Source organism: Salipiger pallidus (assembly GCF_014643635.1).
In the GTDB taxonomy this organism is placed as follows: Bacteria; Pseudomonadota; Alphaproteobacteria; order Rhodobacterales; family Rhodobacteraceae; genus Salipiger; species Salipiger pallidus.
The window spans coordinates 373,721-391,939 of sequence record NZ_BMJV01000001.1 but is presented as its reverse complement, the minus strand read 5'-3'; the positions used below and the strand labels follow the sequence as shown (position 1 = coordinate 391,939).

The 18,219-nt window shown below is 64.2% G+C and carries 18 protein-coding genes and 1 tRNA gene; 12 read left to right on the top strand and 7 right to left on the bottom strand.

Annotation, left to right across the window (positions count from 1 at the left end; all coding sequences use genetic code 11):
• Together serS and IEX41_RS01865 are read right to left on the bottom strand one after the other, a co-directional pair.
• Positions 1 to 1,293: a serine--tRNA ligase gene (serS, locus tag IEX41_RS01870; protein ID WP_188788264.1), complete on the bottom strand. Its 1,293-nt coding sequence runs from the start codon at positions 1,291 to 1,293 to the stop codon at positions 1 to 3.
• Positions 1,294 to 1,538: 245 nt separating this feature from the next.
• Positions 1,539 to 1,628: transfer RNA gene (locus IEX41_RS01865), tRNA-Ser, on the bottom strand.
• 171 nt (positions 1,629 to 1,799) lie between these two features.
• Here IEX41_RS01865 and IEX41_RS01860 point away from each other — a divergent pair.
• The 4 genes from IEX41_RS01860 to IEX41_RS01845 all read left to right on the top strand — a co-directional run bounded on the left by IEX41_RS01860 (position 1,800) and on the right by IEX41_RS01845 (position 4,390).
• Positions 1,800 to 2,624 carry a hypothetical protein gene (locus tag IEX41_RS01860; RefSeq protein WP_188788263.1) on the top strand — a complete coding sequence of 275 codons (825 nt, stop codon included), beginning with the start codon at positions 1,800 to 1,802 and terminating at the stop codon, positions 2,622 to 2,624.
• A gap of 214 nt (positions 2,625 to 2,838) precedes the next feature.
• Positions 2,839 to 3,402 carry a 50S ribosomal protein L21 gene (locus tag IEX41_RS01855; RefSeq protein WP_188788261.1) on the top strand — a complete coding sequence of 188 codons (564 nt, stop codon included), beginning with the start codon at positions 2,839 to 2,841 and terminating at the stop codon, positions 3,400 to 3,402.
• 18 nt (positions 3,403 to 3,420) lie between these two features.
• Entirely contained in the window at positions 3,421 to 3,690 is a 270-nt protein-coding gene (rpmA, locus tag IEX41_RS01850; RefSeq protein WP_188788259.1) for a 50S ribosomal protein L27, read from the top strand.
• A 133-nt stretch (positions 3,691 to 3,823) separates the two neighbouring features.
• Positions 3,824 to 4,390, top strand: a complete 567-nt coding sequence (locus IEX41_RS01845) for a GNAT family N-acetyltransferase (protein WP_188788257.1) — start codon at positions 3,824 to 3,826, stop codon at positions 4,388 to 4,390.
• A 130-nt stretch (positions 4,391 to 4,520) separates the two neighbouring features.
• On the opposite strand, the gene mepK is transcribed toward IEX41_RS01845, so the two are convergent.
• A complete protein-coding gene (gene mepK, locus IEX41_RS01840) occupies positions 4,521 to 5,090 on the bottom strand; it encodes a peptidoglycan L,D-endopeptidase MepK (RefSeq protein WP_188788255.1) in 570 nt (189 codons plus the stop codon).
• Positions 5,091 to 5,431: 341 nt separating this feature from the next.
• Between mepK and IEX41_RS01835 the strand changes: the two genes are divergently transcribed.
• The 5 genes from IEX41_RS01835 to IEX41_RS01815 all read left to right on the top strand — a co-directional run bounded on the left by IEX41_RS01835 (position 5,432) and on the right by IEX41_RS01815 (position 10,856).
• Positions 5,432 to 7,090 (top strand): L,D-transpeptidase family protein, encoded by a 1,659-nt coding sequence (locus tag IEX41_RS01835; protein ID WP_188788253.1) that lies wholly within the window; start codon positions 5,432 to 5,434, stop codon positions 7,088 to 7,090.
• Positions 7,091 to 7,156: 66 nt separating this feature from the next.
• A complete protein-coding gene (gene lpxD / locus IEX41_RS01830) occupies positions 7,157 to 8,248 on the top strand; it encodes a UDP-3-O-(3-hydroxymyristoyl)glucosamine N-acyltransferase (RefSeq protein WP_188788251.1) in 1,092 nt (363 codons plus the stop codon).
• Positions 8,249 to 8,284: 36 nt separating this feature from the next.
• Positions 8,285 to 8,557, top strand: a complete 273-nt coding sequence (locus tag IEX41_RS01825; protein ID WP_188788249.1) for an acyl carrier protein — start codon at positions 8,285 to 8,287, stop codon at positions 8,555 to 8,557.
• A complete protein-coding gene (locus tag IEX41_RS01820) occupies positions 8,554 to 9,762 on the top strand; it encodes a beta-ketoacyl-[acyl-carrier-protein] synthase family protein (RefSeq protein WP_188788247.1) in 1,209 nt (402 codons plus the stop codon). Before IEX41_RS01825 ends, IEX41_RS01820 begins: the two co-directional genes overlap by 4 nt.
• 542 nt (positions 9,763 to 10,304) lie before the next feature.
• The gene (locus IEX41_RS01815) at positions 10,305 to 10,856 is read left to right on the top strand and encodes an NADPH-dependent FMN reductase (protein WP_188788245.1); all 552 of its coding nucleotides are present in this window, start codon (positions 10,305 to 10,307) and stop codon (positions 10,854 to 10,856) included.
• Between the two features lie 234 nt (positions 10,857 to 11,090).
• Here the strand turns inward: IEX41_RS01815 and gap are convergent, their stop codons facing one another.
• Positions 11,091 to 12,098 carry a type I glyceraldehyde-3-phosphate dehydrogenase gene (gene gap / locus IEX41_RS01810; RefSeq protein ID WP_188788244.1) on the bottom strand — a complete coding sequence of 336 codons (1,008 nt, stop codon included), beginning with the start codon at positions 12,096 to 12,098 and terminating at the stop codon, positions 11,091 to 11,093.
• Positions 12,099 to 12,326: 228 nt separating this feature from the next.
• On the opposite strand from gap, the gene IEX41_RS01805 reads away from it, so the two are divergent.
• Positions 12,327 to 13,292, top strand: a complete 966-nt coding sequence (locus IEX41_RS01805; RefSeq protein WP_188788242.1) for a DUF808 domain-containing protein — start codon at positions 12,327 to 12,329, stop codon at positions 13,290 to 13,292.
• Positions 13,293 to 13,523: 231 nt separating this feature from the next.
• On the opposite strand, the gene IEX41_RS01800 is transcribed toward IEX41_RS01805, so the two are convergent.
• From IEX41_RS01800 to tkt, 3 genes are all read right to left on the bottom strand, one after another.
• Entirely contained in the window at positions 13,524 to 13,817 is a 294-nt protein-coding gene (locus IEX41_RS01800; protein ID WP_188788240.1) for a DUF1330 domain-containing protein, read from the bottom strand.
• Positions 13,818 to 14,047: 230 nt separating this feature from the next.
• Positions 14,048 to 14,653 (bottom strand): DNA-3-methyladenine glycosylase I, encoded by a 606-nt coding sequence (locus IEX41_RS01795; RefSeq protein ID WP_188788238.1) that lies wholly within the window; start codon positions 14,651 to 14,653, stop codon positions 14,048 to 14,050.
• Between the two features lie 111 nt (positions 14,654 to 14,764).
• Positions 14,765 to 16,783 carry a transketolase gene (tkt, locus tag IEX41_RS01790; protein ID WP_188788236.1) on the bottom strand — a complete coding sequence of 673 codons (2,019 nt, stop codon included), beginning with the start codon at positions 16,781 to 16,783 and terminating at the stop codon, positions 14,765 to 14,767.
• Between the two features lie 263 nt (positions 16,784 to 17,046).
• Here tkt and IEX41_RS01785 point away from each other — a divergent pair, with 263 nt between their 5' ends.
• Both IEX41_RS01785 and IEX41_RS01780 read left to right on the top strand, forming a co-directional pair.
• On the top strand, positions 17,047 to 17,694 hold the full coding sequence (locus IEX41_RS01785) for a hypothetical protein (protein ID WP_188788234.1): 648 nt from the start codon (positions 17,047 to 17,049) through the stop codon (positions 17,692 to 17,694).
• A complete protein-coding gene (locus IEX41_RS01780; RefSeq protein ID WP_188788232.1) occupies positions 17,691 to 18,092 on the top strand; it encodes a cell division protein ZapA in 402 nt (133 codons plus the stop codon). Before IEX41_RS01785 ends, IEX41_RS01780 begins: the two co-directional genes overlap by 4 nt.
• Positions 18,093 to 18,219 lie beyond the last annotated feature (127 nt).

Genomic DNA, 18,219 nt, shown 5'->3' with positions numbered 1-18,219 from the left:
TCAGACCAGCTTGCCATCGGCGGTGAGGGTGGTCTTGCCGCCCAGCCACGGGTGCAGCGCCTCGGGCAGCTTGACCGACCCGTCCGCCTGCTGGCCGTTTTCGAGCACGGCGATAAGGCAGCGTCCCACCGCAAGGCCCGAGCCGTTCAGTGTGTGCAGCCAGTCGGGCTTGCCGCCGCCGGCGGGCTTGAAGCGGGCGTTCATGCGCCGCGCCTGGAAATCACCGCAGACCGACACCGAGCTGATCTCGCGGTAGCTGTCCTGTCCGGGCAGCCAGACCTCGATGTCATGGGTGCGGCGCGCGCCGAAGCCCATGTCGCCAGTGCAAAGCACCACGGTCCGGTAAGGCAGCCCGAGCTTTTCAAGGATGCCCTGCGCGCAGCCGGTCATCCGATCAAGCTCTTCGCGAGATTTGTCGGGATGGGTCACCGACACCATCTCGACCTTCTCGAACTGGTGCTGGCGCAGCATGCCCGCAGTGTCACGGCCCGCGCTGCCCGCTTCGGAGCGGAAGCACTGGGTGTGCGCAACGTAGCGGCGGGGCAGGGTGTCTTCGTCTACGGTCAGGCCGTTGACGATGTTGGTCAGCGTGACCTCGGCGGTGGGCACCAGCCACCAGCCTTCGCGGGTCTGGTAGCTGTCCTCGCCGAATTTCGGCAGCTGGCCGGTGCCCTGCATCATCTCGTCGCGCACCAGAACCGGGGTCCAGGTCTCGGTGAGACCGTTTTCCTCGGTGTGGGTGTCGAGCATGAACTGCGCCAGCGCGCGGTGGATGCGGGCCACCGCGCCGGACAACACGACGAAGCGCGCGCCGGACAGCTTGGCGGCGGTCTCGAAATCCATGCCGGATTTGACGCCGGGCAGCTCGTAATGTTCGAGCGGCTTGAAGTCGTAGCTACCGGGCGTGCCCCAGCGGTGGATTTCGACGTTGTCGTCCTCGTCAGCCCCGTCGGGGATGTCGTCGTAGGGCAGGTTGGGGATGCCCATGAGCATCTCGGTCAGTTGGGCGTCCAGTTCCTTGGCGCGGGCCTGCATGGCCGCGACCTCGGCCTTCTTCTCGCCCACGAGGGCGCGGAGCCGTTCGAATTCGGCCTCGTCGCCGGATGCCTTTGCCTTGCCCACTTCCTTGGAGGCCTTGTTCTGCTCGGCCTGAGCGGTCTCGGCGGCGTGAATGGCGGCGCGGCGTTCTTCGTCGATCGAGAGGACCGAAGACGACTGGGCCTCCACCCCGCGGCGCTGGAGCGCCGCGTCCCAGAGCGCGGGGTTCTCGCGGATGGTGCGGATGTCGTGCATCGTCCCTTGTCCTTTCATGAGGGGTTCGAGTCGGGGCGGTTATGCCCTGTTTCGACATGAAGGTGTAGAGGGAGGGGGGGCCGCGCCAGCCGCCAGTTCGGGGCAGGGGGAAGACGTCCCCTACAGAGCCTGTCCGAAGCTGCAACGAAGGCGCGAAACAGGCCTGAAAAGGCACAGCATTCGGATTGAACCGGATGGCAGGGCACAACGATTTATTGTGGGTTGCCAATCCCTTGAAAGGATTGTGGCGGAGAGACAGGGATTCGAACCCTGGGACCCCGTGAAGGGTCAACGGTTTTCGAGACCGCCCCGTTCGACCACTCCGGCACCTCTCCGCGGGGGTCTTGGTGAGGGGGCGTTTAGCGGTATGCGCCGGGGGGTGCAACAGGGAAATTCGAGAAAAATGAGAACTCGCGCCGAGAACGTTCATCACGCAGCCGTGCCCTTGGAAAAGACCCGAGCGAGGCATAGGGTGCGATGCACTTGCTTACCGGGGAATCTTCTACATGCACCTGCGCCTTGTCGCATGCCTTTCCGTCATGACCATCTTTGCACCGCTTTGTGCCAGCGCAGAGCAGGGAGAGGAGACGAACGCGCTTCTCGATGCGCTCGGGCTGCCCGAGATTGTCGGGATCATGCGAGAGGAGGGGATGTCCTACGGGCAAGAAATGGCCATGGACCTTATCCCTGGCGGCGCGACCAAACGCTGGATGGACGAGGTGTCGGCGATCTACGACACCGACACCATGGAGAACGTGGTGCGCCACGGTTTTGCCGAGAGCTTCGGCGACACCGATCCCGCACCGCTGCTGGAATATTTCCGGACCGCTCCGGGGGATGGCATCGTCGATAAAGAACTGGCCGCCCGCCGAGCCCTCATTGATGATGGCGTCGAAGGAGCCGCGCGCGAGGCCTTCAATCAGATCGACGGCTCGTCCGACCCGCGTTTGGGGCAGATCACACGATTCGTTCAGGCCAACGATCTTGTGAACGAGAACGTGGTGGGTGCGCTCAACGCCAGCTATCAGTTCTACATCGGCCTCGTGGACGGCGGCGCGCTCGAGATGTCCGAAGATGATATCCTGACCGAGGTCTGGGCGTCCGAGCCGGAAACCCGCGCCGACACCCGCGAATGGCTCTATGCCTACCTGCTGCTGGCCTACGGGCCCCTGACCGATCGCGAGATGCGTGATTACGTCAAGCTGTCGGGCAGCCCCGAGGGCAAGGCGATGAACCGCGCGCTGTTCGAGGCCTTCAACGGCATGTACGACGGCATCTCCTATGCGCTGGGGCGGGCGGCGGCGCAGCAGATGATGGCACAGGATCTATGAGACCTTCGGGCCGGATCGTTCCGCGTCTTCAGCCAGGCTTGACAAATGCACCCTATCTTCGCATAAGCGCGGCTCGGACGGGGCTCTTGCAGCCCCGCTTCTGATTCATATATTTACAGCAGCCCTCGAAGGGCGCGCTGTCCGACGGCGGGGATTGCCCCCCAAAAGTCCCGTACCGGGCGCCACAGGACGCGGTAGAAAAAGGAAGACGACGATGTTCGCGGTGATGAAAACCGGCGGCAAGCAGTACAAAGTCCAGGCAGGTGATATCCTGCGCGTGGAAAAGCTGGCCGCAGACGCGGGTGAAACCGTGCAGTTCAACGATATCCTCATGCTGGGTGGTGACAGCGTCACCGTCGGCGCGCCGCTCGTTTCAGGCGCAGCCGTGCAGGCAGAGGTGGTCGACCAGATCAAGGCCGACAAGGTCATCAACTTCGTCAAGCGTCGCCGTAAGCACAGCTCGCAGCGCACCAAGGGCCACCGCCAGAAGCTGACCCTTGTCCGCGTGACCGAGATCCTTGCGTCCGGCGCAGACAAGTCCGGCGTCAAGGCAGCCATCGGCGCGGGTTCCGCTCCGAAGTCCGCCGCTCCGGCAGCTGCTCCCGCAGCCGCAGGCGACGACCTGACCCAGATCACCGGTGTCGGCCCCGCCGCCGCCAAGAAGCTCAACGAAGCAGGCATCAACACTTACGCTGACCTCGCTGCGGTGAACCCCGACACGTTCGAGGCCGCCAAAGTGAAGCCCGAGTGGGTTGAACAAGCCAAGACCCTCGCCTGAGTACAAGGAGACTGACCTATGGCACATAAAAAAGCAGGCGGTTCGTCCCGTAACGGCCGCGACTCCGCAGGACGCCGCCTTGGCGTGAAACTGTACGGTGGCCAAGCCGCCAAAGCAGGTAACATCATCATCCGTCAGCGCGGCACCAAGTTCTGGCCGGGCAACGGCGTGGGCATGGGCAAGGACCACACCATCTTCGCAACCGAAGAAGGCTCCGTGTCCTTCCACAAGGGTCTGAAGGGTCGCACCTTCGTATCCATCCTGCCCGTGGCGGAGGCTGCCGAGTAAGCCGATCTCGCAGCAAGAAATGAAGGGGATCGGCATCGCCGGTCCCCTTTTTCGTTCCGGGGGCATTCGTCCCCACGTCTTCGGGGGGAGGGCGCGGAACGACCAAGAGGACGTGCATAAGAGGAGCATGCACATGAACCTGGACCAACTCAAAAGCCCCGAACGGCCTGCGCCGGTCGCGCTTCAGGCTGACATCCCCGCAGAGCGGTTCATGCTGCGCCCGCTGCGCCGCTCGGATTCCGGTCTCCTGGCGCTTTATGCCGGTGACCAGCGCGTGGCGCGCATGACCATCTCGATTCCCCATCCGCTGCCGCCGGGCGCCATCGACGCCTATATCAGCCGCGCGACAGCGCAGGATCGTGGCAGCGACATCTGGGCGCTGGATGCATCGGGGCAGGGTGGATCAGAGGTGCTTGGGGTTATCTCGCTCAAGCGCATCGACACGGCTCAGAGCGAGATCGGGTACTGGGTCGCTCCTCCGTTTTGGAACACGGGCCACGGCTCCGAGGCGGTGCGTGCGCTGGTCGAGGCAAATCCGCAGAATTCTTCGACGATTTTCGCCAGTGTGTTCCAGGACAATGCTGCATCGGCGCGGGTCCTGACGAATTGTGGCTTCGAGTATATCGGTGACGCAGAGGCCTACTGCCTTGCGCGTTCAGCCAAGGTGCCGACGTGGACCTACCTGCGCCGCATGGGGTGACGATACCGCCATTCCGCGCTGGCGGGATGGTTGGCCACTACCGAAAGTTAATAAATTGTAAAAAAGAAGAGGCGCCCGGGAACCGGGCGCCTTTTTCTGAGTTGGTTCCGTGGAAGGATGCGCGAAGCCGTTAGCTACCCCAGGAGCGAACCGGGCCGCAGTCCATGTGCACGAAGCTGGAGCTCGTGTAACGCCCGACGCCACCTGCGCGGCAGGCGGAAGCTGCTTTTGCCAATTGATTCACGGAGCGTGAGTTCATGTGCAGATCTGCCGCTTCGCCAAGAAGATGGCGGGACTTTTTTGCCACTCCGCTGCTACGCGCACGGAGCATCGCATTGGTCTTGGGCGACCGGTAGCCGGAAATGAGCATGTAAGGCTCGGAGCTGCCGGTCAGGTTATGCGCGGCCGTCATGATATCGATGGTGCGCGCGTCGATGTTCTTGACATCGTCGGTGCGCCAGTCGCGCATGAAGTGGTTGATTTCTTTGAGAGCTTCCGGAATGTATTCGCCCTCGATCCAGTAGATCATGTCGATCTTTTCACCGGTTCGTCCCGAGTACATCTTCAGCCGTCGAATGTCGCCAGATCCCCGTAGAAAGCCGGCTGCGTTCGCGTAAGTTGGTGCTGCCGTGACGAGGGTGGCTGCAAATGCGCCAAGAAGGCCGCGGCGTGTGAAGCCGCCTGCAGATTGTTCAGTCATGTGAAAGCGCCTGTCCCGTTTAGTCGCTGTACCTGTTTATGTCGCCTCGTTGGACGACCTGCCATCTCTCCCCAGATGTTCCTCTTGTATGGCACAAGGTTTAAAGAGTCGGAAGCGTCACGACGATTTTGGTTCCATAGGCAAGTGTTTTGGGCGAAAACTTGCGTATGTCACAAGACATGTGTGGCTTCTTTGCCAAGAACAGATCTTCGGGCCGGTGCGTGACGTTGGTGAAACAGTTGCGCCCTTAAACATCCTCCTCGTAGCAGAATGCGGTGGACACTCGCTGAATGCGACTATCTCATTTGTAGAACTAGGTTATCCATAGATCCGGGGCCCCCATGACGACGAACCGAGAACGCAGAACCCGCACCGTGCTATCCGGCGTGGTTGCCATCGTCGTTTCCGGGCTGGTCGCCGGGGCGCTGCCCCAGGAGGCCGCGGCGCAAAGCTCCGCGCCCAGCCTGACGGCCGGGCTGGGGATGACTGCATACAAGCAGGCGGTTGCCGAAGCGTTGTCCGAGGACGAGGGGCTCGCTGCCTTCTACCGTGCGCGCGACTTTGCCCCGCTGTGGACCGCGGCGGATGCTGTGGGCGCGGAACGCCGGTCCGCCTTGATCGAGGCGCTGGCGACCGCGTCTGACCACGGCCTGCCCGAAGCGCGTTACGATGCCGATGGCCTGATGGCCCGCATGGCCCGCGTCACAGGCGAGCGTGCCATGGGCGAAATGGAAATCGAGCTTAGCCGCACTTTCCTGCGCTTTGCCCATGATCTCAACGGCGGCATGCTAGACGGGCGCCGCGTCGACAGTGGTATCAAGCGCCCGCCAATTCGCGTCCCCAGCGAAGCATTGCTGCAGGCCATGGCCGACGGTGAGCCGCGCACGGTGATCCATGGCATTGCACCACGCACGCCGGAATATGCCGGCCTCATGCGCGCAAAGCTCGAGCTCGAGCGCACGATCGCCCACGGCGGCTGGGGCATGCCTGTCACTGCGACGCGGCTCGAGCTGGGTGACAGTGGGCAGCAAGTTGTGTCCTTGCGTGACCGGCTTAGCGCCATGGGCTACCTCAAGCCGACGCTCACGGCTGTCTTCGATGACACCATGCGCAGCGCGGTGTCGGATTTCCAGGCGGACCACGGTCTTGCGGTGGACGGCATCGTCGGCGGCTCGACCCTGAGCGCGATCAACACTTCGCCCGAGGCGCGTCTGCAATCGGTTCTCGTCGCCATGGAGCGTGAGCGCTGGCTGAACCTACCCGAAGGGCGGGGCAAGCGACATGTCTTCGTCAACCTCGTGGATTTCCACGCCAAGATCATCGACGATGGCAAGGTCACCTTTGAAACCCGTTCGGTCATCGGGCATCAGGACCCAGACCGGCGCACGCCGGAATTCTCGGACGTGATGAGCCACATGGTCATCAACCCCTCGTGGTACGTGCCCCGGTCCATCGTGGTGAAGGAATACCTGCCGCAGTTGCGCCGCAACCCCGGCGCGGTCAGCCATCTCGAGATCACCGACAGGAACGGGCGCCGGGTTAACCGGGGGCGGGGTTTCTCGCAGTATTCCGCTGCGAGTTTCCCGTTCTCCATGCGCCAGCCGCCGGGGCCGCGCAACGCGCTGGGGCTGGTGAAGTTCATGTTCCCGAACAAGTACAACATCTACCTGCACGACACGCCCTCCAAGAGCCTTTTCAACCAGACGCAGCGCACCTATTCCCATGGCTGCATCCGGCTGAACGATCCGCAAGATTTCGCAAAGGCGCTGCTGGCGCTTCAGACCGACGATCCGGTGGGCTTCTTCCAGAGCCGCCTGCGCACGGGGGCCGAGACGCGGGTAAACCTCGAAACCCCGGTTCCGGTGCATCTTGTCTACCGGACCGCCTTCACCACGCCCAAGGGCCACATCAACTTCCGCAACGACGTCTACGGGCGTGACGCGAAGATCTGGCAGGCGCTGGCCGCTGAAGGGGTGGCGTTGGGGCGTCCGCAAAGCTAAGTCTGCCGGGGACGAAAAGCCTCGCGTGCGTCCAGCACGCGGGGCGCAGACAGCCCGGAGTCCTCCATGTCCTACAGCATTGCCGAGATCGCCGCCGCCTTGGGTCTTACCGCCGAGGGCGACACCGACATCATCGTGAGCGGCGTCAACGAGCCCGCGCTGGCCTCGGAGACAGAGATCGCGCTGGCCATGAAACCCGATTTTGCCGCACAGATCCCGGAAGGGGCCGCACGTGTCGCCATGCTCTGGGAGGGCGCGGACTGGCGGGCCATGGGCCTTGCCGCCGCGCTGCTGGCCAAGCGTCCGCGCCACGCCCTGTCAGGGCTTTCTGCGATGATGGACCCGGGCCAGGGCTGGGGTGAGGGCCTGCACCCCTCAGCGGTCGTGGACCCCAGTGCCGAGATCGGCGAGGGCGTGAGTATCGGGCCGCTCGCTGTCATCGGCGCAGGCGTGCGCCTCGGAGATGGAACGGTTGTGGGGCCGCATTGCACAATCGGTGCATGGACCGAGATCGGCCCGAACGCGCTGCTCCATGCAGGGGTGATGATTGGCCCACGTCTGCGCATCGGCGCCCGCTTCATCGCTCAGATGGGCGCGGTGATCGGTGGTGACGGATTCTCCTACGTCACGCCCGAGCCGTCCGGGGTCGAGAAGGTGCGCAGCACCCTCGGGCGTGAAAGCGATGCCGAGGCGCAGGCCTGGGCCCGCATCCATTCGCTGGGCGGCGTCGAGATAGGGGATGATGTCGAGGTCGGCTCGAACACCTGCATCGACCGGGGCACTGTGCGTGCCACCCGCATCGGCGACGGAACCAAGATCGACAACCTCGTGCAGGTGGGTCACAATGTGGAGATCGGGCGCAATTGCCTGCTTTGCGGACAGGCAGGCATCGCCGGATCCGCGCGCATCGGGGACAACGTGGTGCTGGGCGGCAAGGCCGGCGTGGTGGACAACATCTTCGTCGGTGACCGCGTGATTGCCGGTGCGGCCAGTGTCGTCATGTCCAACGTCCCTGCGGGGCGGGCGGTGTTGGGCTACCCGGCCACCAAGATGGACAGCAGTATCGAAAGCTACAAGGCGCTGCGCCGCTTGCCGCGGCTTCTGCGCGATGTGGCCGCTCTGAAGAAAGCGGTTCCCAAGGAGCGCGGGGACGGGTAGATGGACCGCGTCTGAAGGGCAGCAGGGAGCTATGCCATGAGTGACACGACTGTCAGGGAGAAGGTCATCGCGATCCTCGCGGAGCAGGCCATGCTGGAGCCGTCCGATGTGACGATGGACAGCAGTCCGGAGGATCTCGGTATCGACAGCCTCGGGTTGGTCGAGAGCATCTTCGCCATCGAGGAAGCCTTTGACATCTCGATTCCTTTTAATGCAAACGAGCCCGACCAGAGCGATTTTGACATCTCATCGGTCGCCACCATCGTGGCCGGCATCAAGACGCTGATCGCTGAGCAGGCCGACGCGTGAAACGGGTCGTCATCACCGGCGCGGGAACGATCAACGCGCTGGGGCGGAACGTGGACCAGACCCTTGCGGCCATGCGCGAGGGGCGCTGCGGCATCTCGGAACTGGAGTTCCGCGACGTGGAACGCCTGTCGATCCGCATCGGCGGTCAGGTCAAGGGCTATAATCCCGAGACCGCGTTCAACCGCCAGCAGCTGGCGCTTTACGATCGCTTCACTCAGTTCGCGTTGCTGTCCGCCCGCGAGGCGGTGGCACAGTCGGGCCTGACATTCCATGGCGAACTTGCCGATTGCTCCGGCGTGGTGCTGGGCACCTCCGGCGGCGGGCTGACCACACAGGACGACAATTACCGCTCGGTCTACGAAGAGGGGAAGAACCGCGTTCATCCCTTCGTGGTGCCGAAGCTGATGAACAACGCCGCCGCCAGCCACGTGAGCATGGAGATGAACCTGCGCGGCCCCACCTTTACCGTGGCCACCGCCTGCGCGTCGTCGAACCATGCCATGGGCATGGCCTTCCAGATGGTGAGGTCGGGAATGTGTTCGGTGATGCTCACCGGTGGGTCGGAATCCATGCTGTGCTTTGGCGGGGTCAAGGCTTGGGAAGGGCTTCGGGTCATGTCCAAGGACGGTTGTCGCCCGTTTTCCGCCAATCGCAATGGTATGGTGCAAGGAGAGGGGGCAGGTGTCTTCGTCTTCGAAGAATACGAGCACGCGAAGGCGCGGGGGGCCGAGATCCTCTGCGAGGTGGCGGGGTTTGCCATGACCTCGGATGCGTCGGACATCGTGATGCCCTCCAAGCAAGGCGCCGCGCGGGCCATTTCCGGCGCGCTGCGCGATGCGGGCATGGCGCGCGAGGAGGTGGGGTACATCAATGCCCATGGCACCGGCACCGCCGCCAATGACAAAACCGAATGCGCCGCCGTGGCGGACGCGCTCGGGCCGCAGTCTGACCGGGTGATGATCTCGTCCACCAAGGCGATGCATGGGCACTGTATTGGCGGCACCGGCGCGGTGGAGCTGCTGGCCTGCATCATGGCCCTGCGCGAGGGGGTGATCGCCCCCACAATCAACCATGAGGAGCCTGACGCGGAATGCGCGCTCGACGTGGTGCCGAACGAGGCGCGTGAGGCCGAGGTGTCGGCGGTGTTGTCCAACGCCTTCGCCTTTGGCGGCCTCAACGCGGTGCTGGCCCTGCGGCGGGCTTGACCCACCAGTGCAGCGCCCGGCCCCGACGCTGCGCAATGCGTATTTTCAAGAGAAGATGCAGGGCGGGCGGCGCGCCTGACTTGTCGTTTGCAGGCGTTGCGAGCGCGGTCGGCCGGGTCTGTGCAAAATTCGGTACGAGCAAGATGAGGGAGTGTATGCGTCTTCGTCGCGGACGCTCATGGATGGCGCGGGGCTGGGGTGTGAGCCTCTTCCAAACGGTTGCGACGTTCGAATGCGGCATGTGCTTTAGCTCAGCGGCGGTGGCAAAGCCATGGGGCCGCGTTGCCGGCGGTCGGTCGGGTTGTTACTCCTGAGCGGTGACGGTCACTTCTGACCGTTGCGGGCGCTCGGCCTTGCGCATCGTCCAGAGGCAGTAGGCGAGGCAGGGCGCGCCCTTGGGGCCGCTCTCTCACGCGTCGAAACGGTCCCAGGAAAAATCCCGCATTAATTGTGTATCCCTGCACAGATGCAGCGCGATCCGTGCACTGATCATTGCGGCCTGCCAGCACTATCTTTGTTCGTGAAGCACAAAGGAGCTCATCATGTCGAAGCATGTTGCCGTGATCGTCGGATCCCTGAGGGAGGGATCGTACAACCGCAAGCTTGCGCAGGCTCTTGTGGGGCTGGCGCCCGATGGTCTGGAATTCACCTTCGTGGGGACCGGGGATCTGCCGCTTTACAACCCCGACCTTGATGAAGCCGTCGTTCCCGAGGCATGGGTCCGGTTCCGCAAGTGTATGGGCCGGGCGGACGCGGTGTTGTTCGTGACTCCGGAATACAACCGGTCACTGCCGGCGAACGTCAAGAACGCGCTGGACGTCGGCTCGCGGCCCTACGGGAGCAGCGTGTGGGACGGTAAGCCCGCCGCCATCGTCACTGGCTCGCCGGGGGGGATCGGCGGGTTCGGGGCGAACCACCACCTGCGCCAGTCGCTCGTATTCCTCAACATGCCCGCGATGCAGCAGCCCGAGGCTTATGTGGGCGGGCTCCACGATCTGTTCGACGAGCAGGGCAACATCACCAATGATGGCACCAAGGACTTCCTGCGTGGCGTCATGAAGGGGTTCGCCGCCTGGATCGACAAGCTGAGCTGACCGTGCCAGATGCGGAGCCCTGTACCGCAGGGCTCCGCATCTGGTGCCGCGTGTTTGGCATTTCCTTGCAACCGATTGGCCACCAAAGGTCCATCAGCCGAAAAGCGACCCCTCGGCGGCGTGTTCAGAGTCTTGGCTGAAAGTTTGAACGGGATGGATCAGGCCGGGATGAATAAAGAGGCGGCGGTCTCCCCTCCGCCGCCTCTTCGTGTGGGGTCTGACCCGTGCCGTCACCTAGTGGTGCAGGCGGCCCATGGCAGCTGCCACGTCGGCCATGCGGGCCGAAAAGCCCCACTCGTTGTCATACCACGCCAGCACGCGCACGGTGCGCTTGCCGACCACTCGCGTCTGATCCGGTGCGAAGATCGAACTAGACGTCGTGTGGTTGAAATCCACTGATACCTTGGGTTCGGGGTCGTACGCAAGTACCATTCCCATACGGCCCGCAGCGGCTTCACGCACAACCTCGTTCACATCTTCGACGGTCACGTCCTTGCTGGCCTGGAACGTCAGGTCCACAGCGCTCACGTTGGGGGTGGGCACGCGGATGGCCGAGCCGTCGAGCTTGCCCTTGAGGTTCGGCAGAACCTCGCCAAGCGCCTTGGCGGCCCCGGTGGAGGTGGGGATCATCGCCATGGCGGCGGCGCGGGCACGGTAGAGATCGTCGTGCCGCCGGTCCAGCGTCGGCTGGTCGCCGGTGTAGCTGTGGATCGTGGTCATGACGCCGGACTCGATACCTATGGCATCGTCGAGCACCTTGGCCAGCGGGGCGAGCCCGTTGGTGGTGCACGATCCGTTCGAGATCATCACGTCACCCTTGACGAGATCGCGGTGGTTCACCCCGTATACGATGGTTTTCTGTACATTCTTTGCCGGGGCTGAGATCAGCACCGATTTCGCGCCTTGGCGGATGTGGGCATCCGCCTTGTGGCCATCGTTGAACTTGCCGGTGCATTCGAGCACCACGTCGCAACCGCTCCAGTCAAGCTCGGCGGTATTGTAGGTCGACATCACCTCGATCGGGCCACGCCCGAGATCGAGCGCATTGCCCCCCACGACTTTCACCTCGGAGCCGAAGCGCCCGTGCACGCTGTCATAGCGCATCAGGTGGGCGGCCGTCTCAATCGGGCCGGTGGCATTAATGCGGACCACCTGGACATCGTTGCGTGCGCTTTCGGCGATATGGGCCAGCGTGCAGCGGCCAATGCGGCCGAAACCGTTGATCCCGACGGTGACTGTCATGGCATTCTCTCCTTGCTGGGGCCAGTGGGCAAGGGTTCGTATACCTGCGCGTTTCTGGATTCCAACACAATTAGCGCAACCATTTCATAGTGTTAGCGATAAACATGAAGGTGGCGCTAACATTTGTCGGGGCATTTTGCGATGCTTGCGCAAACAGTCGCGCGTGGCATTTCTTGATCATCTTCACGGCTCCGCTACGTTGCCGTGAAACATGGATCGGAGACTTATATGAGCGGGCTTTTCGCGCTTCTCGACGACGTGGCGGCGATCGCCAAGCTGGCGGCGGCCTCGGTCGACGACATTACCGCCAACGCGGCCAAGGCCGGGTCGAAGGCGGTGGGCGTGGTGATCGACGACGCCGCGGTGACGCCGAAATACGTGCACGGATTTGCGCCCGCCCGCGAGTTGCCGATCATCTGGAAGATCGCTCGCGGCTCCATCTTCAACAAGCTCATCATCCTGCTGCCCGCGGCTCTTCTCATGGCGGCTTTCGCACCGTGGCTGGTGCCACCGCTGCTGATCCTCGGGGGCTCGTTCCTGTGCTTTGAAGGGGCAGAGAAAGTCATCCATGCGCTGTCGCCGCATAAACCCTCGGGGCCGGACGCGGCACTTGCGGAAAAGACCGATCCCGCGCATCTCGAGGAAGCCAAGGTAAAGGGGGCGATCAAGACCGACTTCATCCTGTCGGCCGAGATCATGACCCTTGCGCTGTCGACCATCGACGCGACCGAGGTGTGGATCCAGGCCGCAGTGCTGGCACTGGTGGGCCTTGGAATCACCGCGCTGGTCTATGGTGCCGTGGCGGTGATCGTGAAGATGGATGATATCGGGCTGTGGCTGACGCAGGTGGGCAAGCTGGGGATCACGCGGGCCATCGGCCGGGGCATCGTCAAGGGCATGCCTTGGGTGATGAAGATCCTGACCGTTGTGGGCACCGCTGCCATGCTTTGGGTCGGTGGATCGATCATCGTGCACATGTTGGCCGAGATGGGCTGGCATGCGCCCGAGGAGTTCATCCACCACTGGTCCGAGATCGCCGCCCACGCCGTGTCCGAGGATCTCGCGCCCGCGGTCATGTGGCTTGCCACCGCCGCGCAGGATTTCGTGCTCGGCATCGTCTGGGGCACCATCCTCGTCCCCGTGATAACCAAGGGTATCCTGCCGCTTCTGCCGGGCAAGAAGGCGCCGCACTGAGCCACAGTTTACCAAAGTGGGTGAGGGCTGAAGCGGTGCCTGTCGCAACATGCGCGGTAGGGCTTTCCGGGTGGCGTCCTGCCCTTGGCCAGGCAGAGCGTCCCTGCCGAAGCGTCCCTTCGGGCCGTCGAGTGTGTTGTCGAAAGCTGTGTTTTAGGAACAAGCGCGCCGGCGCTTTGCGTGCGATAGGGATATCTTGTCTACCCCAAGGCGGCACGCCACGGAGCCGGGTCAGTCCAGCCCGTCGACCAGAAGCGCATCCAGCGTGGAGCCCGGGCGCCTCAGGAGGGCGAGGGACTGGAACGCATCGGAATTCCAGAACGCCGTTGCGTGATCCCGGTCGGGGAATTCGATGATGAAGGCCGCGTGCGGCAGGGGAGCATCGCCCTCCATACGCTCGGGCGCGCCGCCCCGCACCCGAAAGGCGCCCCCGTGCCGTGCCACCACGTCGGGGATCTTGGCGAAGTACTCATCCATCCAGCCGCGGTCGTGGATCATCATCTGGCCGATCACGAAAGCTGTCATGTGACCCTCTCTACTGCTGACGGCACCTTGCCCCCGGTAGCGTAGGGTGATCGTCTGCACCTCGCAACCGCTGTGTCTTTGCCCTCGTGCGGGCGCTTCTTCGGGCGGCGGCTGACCGATGGCCGCGTGGCTGGAGGCGACCGACTGATACGTGGTGAGGTTTCCCTCGGTCCAGATAAGGGCGCTGCACTGCTGCGGGCGCCTTGGGCGCGCTCTCAGGCCGGAGGGCGTCAGGAGGGTGGGCTGAAGACGCGGCGGGCCTCTGCCGCTGCCTCGCGCAGAGCGCAGCCCTCGAGATGATCGTTGATCAAGCCCATCGCCTGCATGAAGGCGTAGACCGTGGTGGGGCCGACAAACTTCCAGCCGCGTTTCTTCAGCTCTTTCGACAGCGCCACCGAGGCGGGCGAGGTGGTCTGCGATTGCGGGGGCAGTCCATCGGGCGCGGGCTCGTAGGTCCAGACGAAGCGGGCGAGGGAGCCTTCGCGTTCCGTCAACTCGATGCAGCGGCGGGCGTTGTTGATGACCGCCTCGATCTTGCCCCTGTGGCGGATGATGCCCGCATCCCCAAGCAGGCGCTCCACGTCCGTCTCGTCGAAGGCGGCCATGCGTTCGATGTCGAAACCTGCAAAAGCCGCACGAAAGTTTTCGCGCTTGGCAAGGATGGTGCGCCAGCTGAGGCCGGACTGGAAACTCTCGAGGCAGAGCTTCTCGAAGAGCCGACGGTCATCGCTGACCGGAAAGCCCCATTCCGCGTCGTGGTAGGGGAAGAACTCCGGCACGGTGCCACACCAGCCGCAGCGCGGGCGGCCATCGGGGCCGGGGACGAGGATGCTCATGTGGGGGCTCCTTTCAGGCAGGACAGTAGGCGGCCGGCGCGGGTACAGGCAATGAAAAAGGCCCGGCGCAAGGGGTGCGCCGGGCCTTCATTCGTCACGGCAGAACCGCGATCAGAGCATGTCGCGGACCTTCTGGGCCACGTTCTCGGCCGTGATGCCGAACTTCTCGTACAGCACCTCTGCCGGAGCGGAGGCACCGAAGCTTTCCATGCCCACGAAGGCCGCCTTGGCCTCGCGGCCACGCTCGCCCAGCAGCCAGCGGTCCCAGCCGAAGCGGGCCGCTGCCTCGACGCCCACGCGCACGGGGCCGGCTGGCAGAACGCGCTTGCGGTAGGATTCCTCCTGCGCTTCGAACAGCTCCCAGCAGGGCATGGAGACCACGCGGGTGCCGATGCCCTCGGCCTGCAGGATGTCGCGCGCCTTCATGGCAATCTCGACTTCCGAACCGGTGGCCAGCAGGATCGCCTGACGCTTGCCTTCCGCGTCAGCAAGGATATAGGCGCCCTTTTCGACAAGGTTGTTGTTCTTGTGCTCTTTGCGCAGCGTCGGCAGGCCCTGACGGGTCAGCGACAGCACCGACGGCGTCTCTTTCTGCGTCAGCGCGATTTCCCATGCTTCGGCGGTTTCCACCACGTCCGCGGGACGGAACACGAACATGTTCGGGGTCGCGCGGCTGATGGCAAGATGCTCGATCGGCTGGTGGGTTGGGCCGTCTTCGCCAAGGCCGATGCTGTCATGGGTCATGACGAAGACCGTGGGGGTCTTCTGCAGGGCCGCCAGACGCATCGCGGGACGCGCGTAGTCGGTGAACGCCATGAAGGTGCCGCCGTAGGCGCGCAGGCCGCCGTGCAGCGAGATGCCGTTCATCGCGGCGGCCATGCCGTGTTCACGGATGCCCCAGTAGACGTAACGGCCCTTGCGGTCCTCGGTGTCGAAGATGCCCATGTCACCGGTCTTGGTGTTGTTCGAGCCGGTCAGGTCGGCAGAGCCGCCGATGGTCTCGGTCATCACCGGGTTCACCACCTCGAGCACCATTTCCGATGCCTTGCGGGTCGCGACCTTGGGCTGGGAGTCGGCGTTCTGCTTCTTGAACGCGCGAATGACGGACGACAGCTTCTTGGGAGCATCGCCGGCCATGACGCGGGCGAATTCCTGCTGCTTGCGGTCCGACAGACCTGCAAGGCGGGCTTCCCATGCTTCACGCTCGGAGGCACCGCGCGAACCGGCCTCTTCCCACCACGACTTGACGTCGGCGGGAATGTCGAATTCGCCAGCGGTCCAGCCCCAGCCAGCCTTGGCTTCGGTGTTCTGGTCAGCGTTGGTGAGCGCGCCGTGACCTTTGGACGTGTCCTGGGCGGCGTGGCCGAGGGCGATGTGGGTCTTGCAAGCGATCATCGACGGCTGGTCGGTGACTTTCTTGGCGGCGGAGATGGCGGCGTCGATGGCCTCGGGGTCGTGGCCGTCGATTTCCTGCACGTGCCAGCCGGACGCCTTGAAGCGCGCCACCTGGTCGGTGCGATCCGACAGGGACACCTTGCCGTCGATGGTGATGTCGTTGTTGTCCCAGAACACCACGAGGCGGCCAAGGCCGTAGCGGCCGGCGATGCCGATGGCTTCCTGGCTGACGCCTTCCATGAGGCAGCCGTCACCGGCGATGACATAGGTGTAGTGATCCACGACCTGCTTGCCGTGACGGGCGCGCAGGTTCTCTTCGGCAATGGCGAAGCCGACCGAGGACGAGATGCCCTGGCCGAGCGGACCAGTGGTCATCTCGATGGCATCGGCATGGAAGTTCTCGGGGTGGCCGGCGGTGCGGGCGCCCCACTGGCGGAAGTTCTTCACCTCGTCGAGGGTGATCTGCGGATCGCCGGCAAGGTAGAGCAGCGAGTAGATCAGCATCGAGCCATGGCCGGCGGACAGGATGAACCGGTCGCGGTCGGGCCAGGTGGGGTTCTTGGCGTCGAACTTCATGTGCTTCGACCACAGCACCGTTGCCACGTCGGCCATGCCGATGGGCATGCCGGAGTGGCCGGAATTGGCGGCTGCGACCGCGTCAAGGGTAAGGGCACGGATGGCGGTGGAGCGCATCCAGTGCTCGGGATGGGCTTCGCGCAGGGCTTTGATGTCCAAGATGACGTCCTCTTTCTCTCCCGGTGGGCCGTTGCCGTGGTGAATACCAGCCCGTGGGCGAAGATCAAGCGTTGGCGGTATCATAAACGGTTTCATGGGCGATCCGGCGCTTCTGCGATGGGTGAACGGGTGGCGATAAGGCGTTGGAAGTTATGGGGGCGCATTTTCAGAAAGCGCTTGGTAGACTGCCCCGGAACGGGGCCATTGCGATTCGCGCGCGGATCGGCAGGACAGACCCCGATGGGCAGACTTGAGAGGGCATGATGAGCCAGATCGACGAATTGCAGTCGCGCCTCACCCGGGCGCTCGACCGCATTGCACAAGGGGTCGAGGGGCTGTCGGCCCCGGTGGAGCAGCCTGACACCTCCGCCGAGGATGCCGCCGCCGCCGAAGCGGCGAAGGCCGACCGTTACGCCATGGAGGCCGAACTCAACGCCGCGGTCAGCGAAGCCGCCCGCATGCGCGATCTTCTCGACGAGGAGAAGATGGCCAACGCCCAGCTCGAAGAGCGGGTGAGGGTGCTGCGCGCCCGCCTGAACGACACGCCAACGGCCCCGAGCGCGCCGGACGTGGCCGCCGACGCGGCGCTGCGAGAACAACTCGAGGCGCAGCGTGAGAGCCTCGCCGCGCTCGACGGCGAAGTTCAGCGCATGCGCCTGTCCAACGAGATGCTCATGCGCACCAATCAGGAAATGCGTGAGGCGCTGTTGGGCAACGTCGGTGAGCCTCACCTCGTCAACAAGGCAATGCTGGCGGAACTCGAGGCGCTGCGCGCGGCGCGCGCCCTCGAGGAAGCCGAGGCGCGTGCTGTGCTTGGCGCGCTCGAGCCGTTGCTGGCGCAGGCCGCCGGTGAGACATCTGAGAATACCGCGCCCGAAACCAGCGGAAACCATGGGGAGGCCGCGCAATGAGCGAACAGATCGAGGTACAGATCAACATCGGCGGGCGCAGCTTCGACGTGGCCTGCCAGCAGGGCGAAGAGCAATACCTTCTGACCGCCGCGCGCATGCTCGACACCGAGGCGCGGGTTCTGGTGGATCAGATCGGCCGCATGCCCGAGGGGCGGATGCTGTTGATGGCGGGGCTCATGCTTGCGGACAAGACCGTGGGCCTCGAAGAGCGGCTGCGCGCTGCCGAGGACCGCATGGGCGTCATGGCCGAAGAGCTCAAGGAACTGCGCGGGCGTCCCGCGCCGGAGGCCGAAAAGGTCGAGGTGCCGGTGATCCCCAAGAGCGTCACCGATACGCTGGCGGAGCTCGCGGCCCGGGCCGAGGCGGTGGCAGACGAGGTCGAAGCCAAGGCGTCTTGAGCCTGCCAGACACCGTATTGCCAGTCACTGCTTTGCCGGTCACGGCATGAAAAGCGGCATGAAAAGCGGCATGAAAAAAGGGGCGGCACCCGCGCGGTGCCGCCCCTTTTCCGTTTGCTCCCGATCG

Excerpts from the sequence above, each read along its gene's own strand:
- serS (WP_188788264.1), bottom strand. The coding sequence starts at position 1,293 with ATGCACGACATCCGCACCATCCGCGAGAACCCCGCGCTCTGGGACGCG.
- IEX41_RS01860 (WP_188788263.1), top strand. The coding sequence starts at position 1,800 with ATGCACCTGCGCCTTGTCGCATGCCTTTCCGTCATGACCATCTTTGCA.
- IEX41_RS01855 (WP_188788261.1), top strand. The coding sequence starts at position 2,839 with ATGTTCGCGGTGATGAAAACCGGCGGCAAGCAGTACAAAGTCCAGGCA.
- rpmA (WP_188788259.1), top strand. The coding sequence starts at position 3,421 with ATGGCACATAAAAAAGCAGGCGGTTCGTCCCGTAACGGCCGCGACTCC.
- IEX41_RS01845 (WP_188788257.1), top strand. The coding sequence starts at position 3,824 with ATGAACCTGGACCAACTCAAAAGCCCCGAACGGCCTGCGCCGGTCGCG.
- mepK (WP_188788255.1), bottom strand. The coding sequence starts at position 5,090 with ATGACTGAACAATCTGCAGGCGGCTTCACACGCCGCGGCCTTCTTGGC.
- IEX41_RS01835 (WP_188788253.1), top strand. The coding sequence starts at position 5,432 with ATGACGACGAACCGAGAACGCAGAACCCGCACCGTGCTATCCGGCGTG.
- lpxD (WP_188788251.1), top strand. The coding sequence starts at position 7,157 with ATGTCCTACAGCATTGCCGAGATCGCCGCCGCCTTGGGTCTTACCGCC.
- IEX41_RS01825 (WP_188788249.1), top strand. The coding sequence starts at position 8,285 with ATGAGTGACACGACTGTCAGGGAGAAGGTCATCGCGATCCTCGCGGAG.
- IEX41_RS01815 (WP_188788245.1), top strand. The coding sequence starts at position 10,305 with ATGTCGAAGCATGTTGCCGTGATCGTCGGATCCCTGAGGGAGGGATCG.
- gap (WP_188788244.1), bottom strand. The coding sequence starts at position 12,098 with ATGACAGTCACCGTCGGGATCAACGGTTTCGGCCGCATTGGCCGCTGC.
- IEX41_RS01805 (WP_188788242.1), top strand. The coding sequence starts at position 12,327 with ATGAGCGGGCTTTTCGCGCTTCTCGACGACGTGGCGGCGATCGCCAAG.
- IEX41_RS01800 (WP_188788240.1), bottom strand. The coding sequence starts at position 13,817 with ATGACAGCTTTCGTGATCGGCCAGATGATGATCCACGACCGCGGCTGG.
- IEX41_RS01795 (WP_188788238.1), bottom strand. The coding sequence starts at position 14,653 with ATGAGCATCCTCGTCCCCGGCCCCGATGGCCGCCCGCGCTGCGGCTGG.
- IEX41_RS01785 (WP_188788234.1), top strand. The coding sequence starts at position 17,047 with ATGAGCCAGATCGACGAATTGCAGTCGCGCCTCACCCGGGCGCTCGAC.
- IEX41_RS01780 (WP_188788232.1), top strand. The coding sequence starts at position 17,691 with ATGAGCGAACAGATCGAGGTACAGATCAACATCGGCGGGCGCAGCTTC.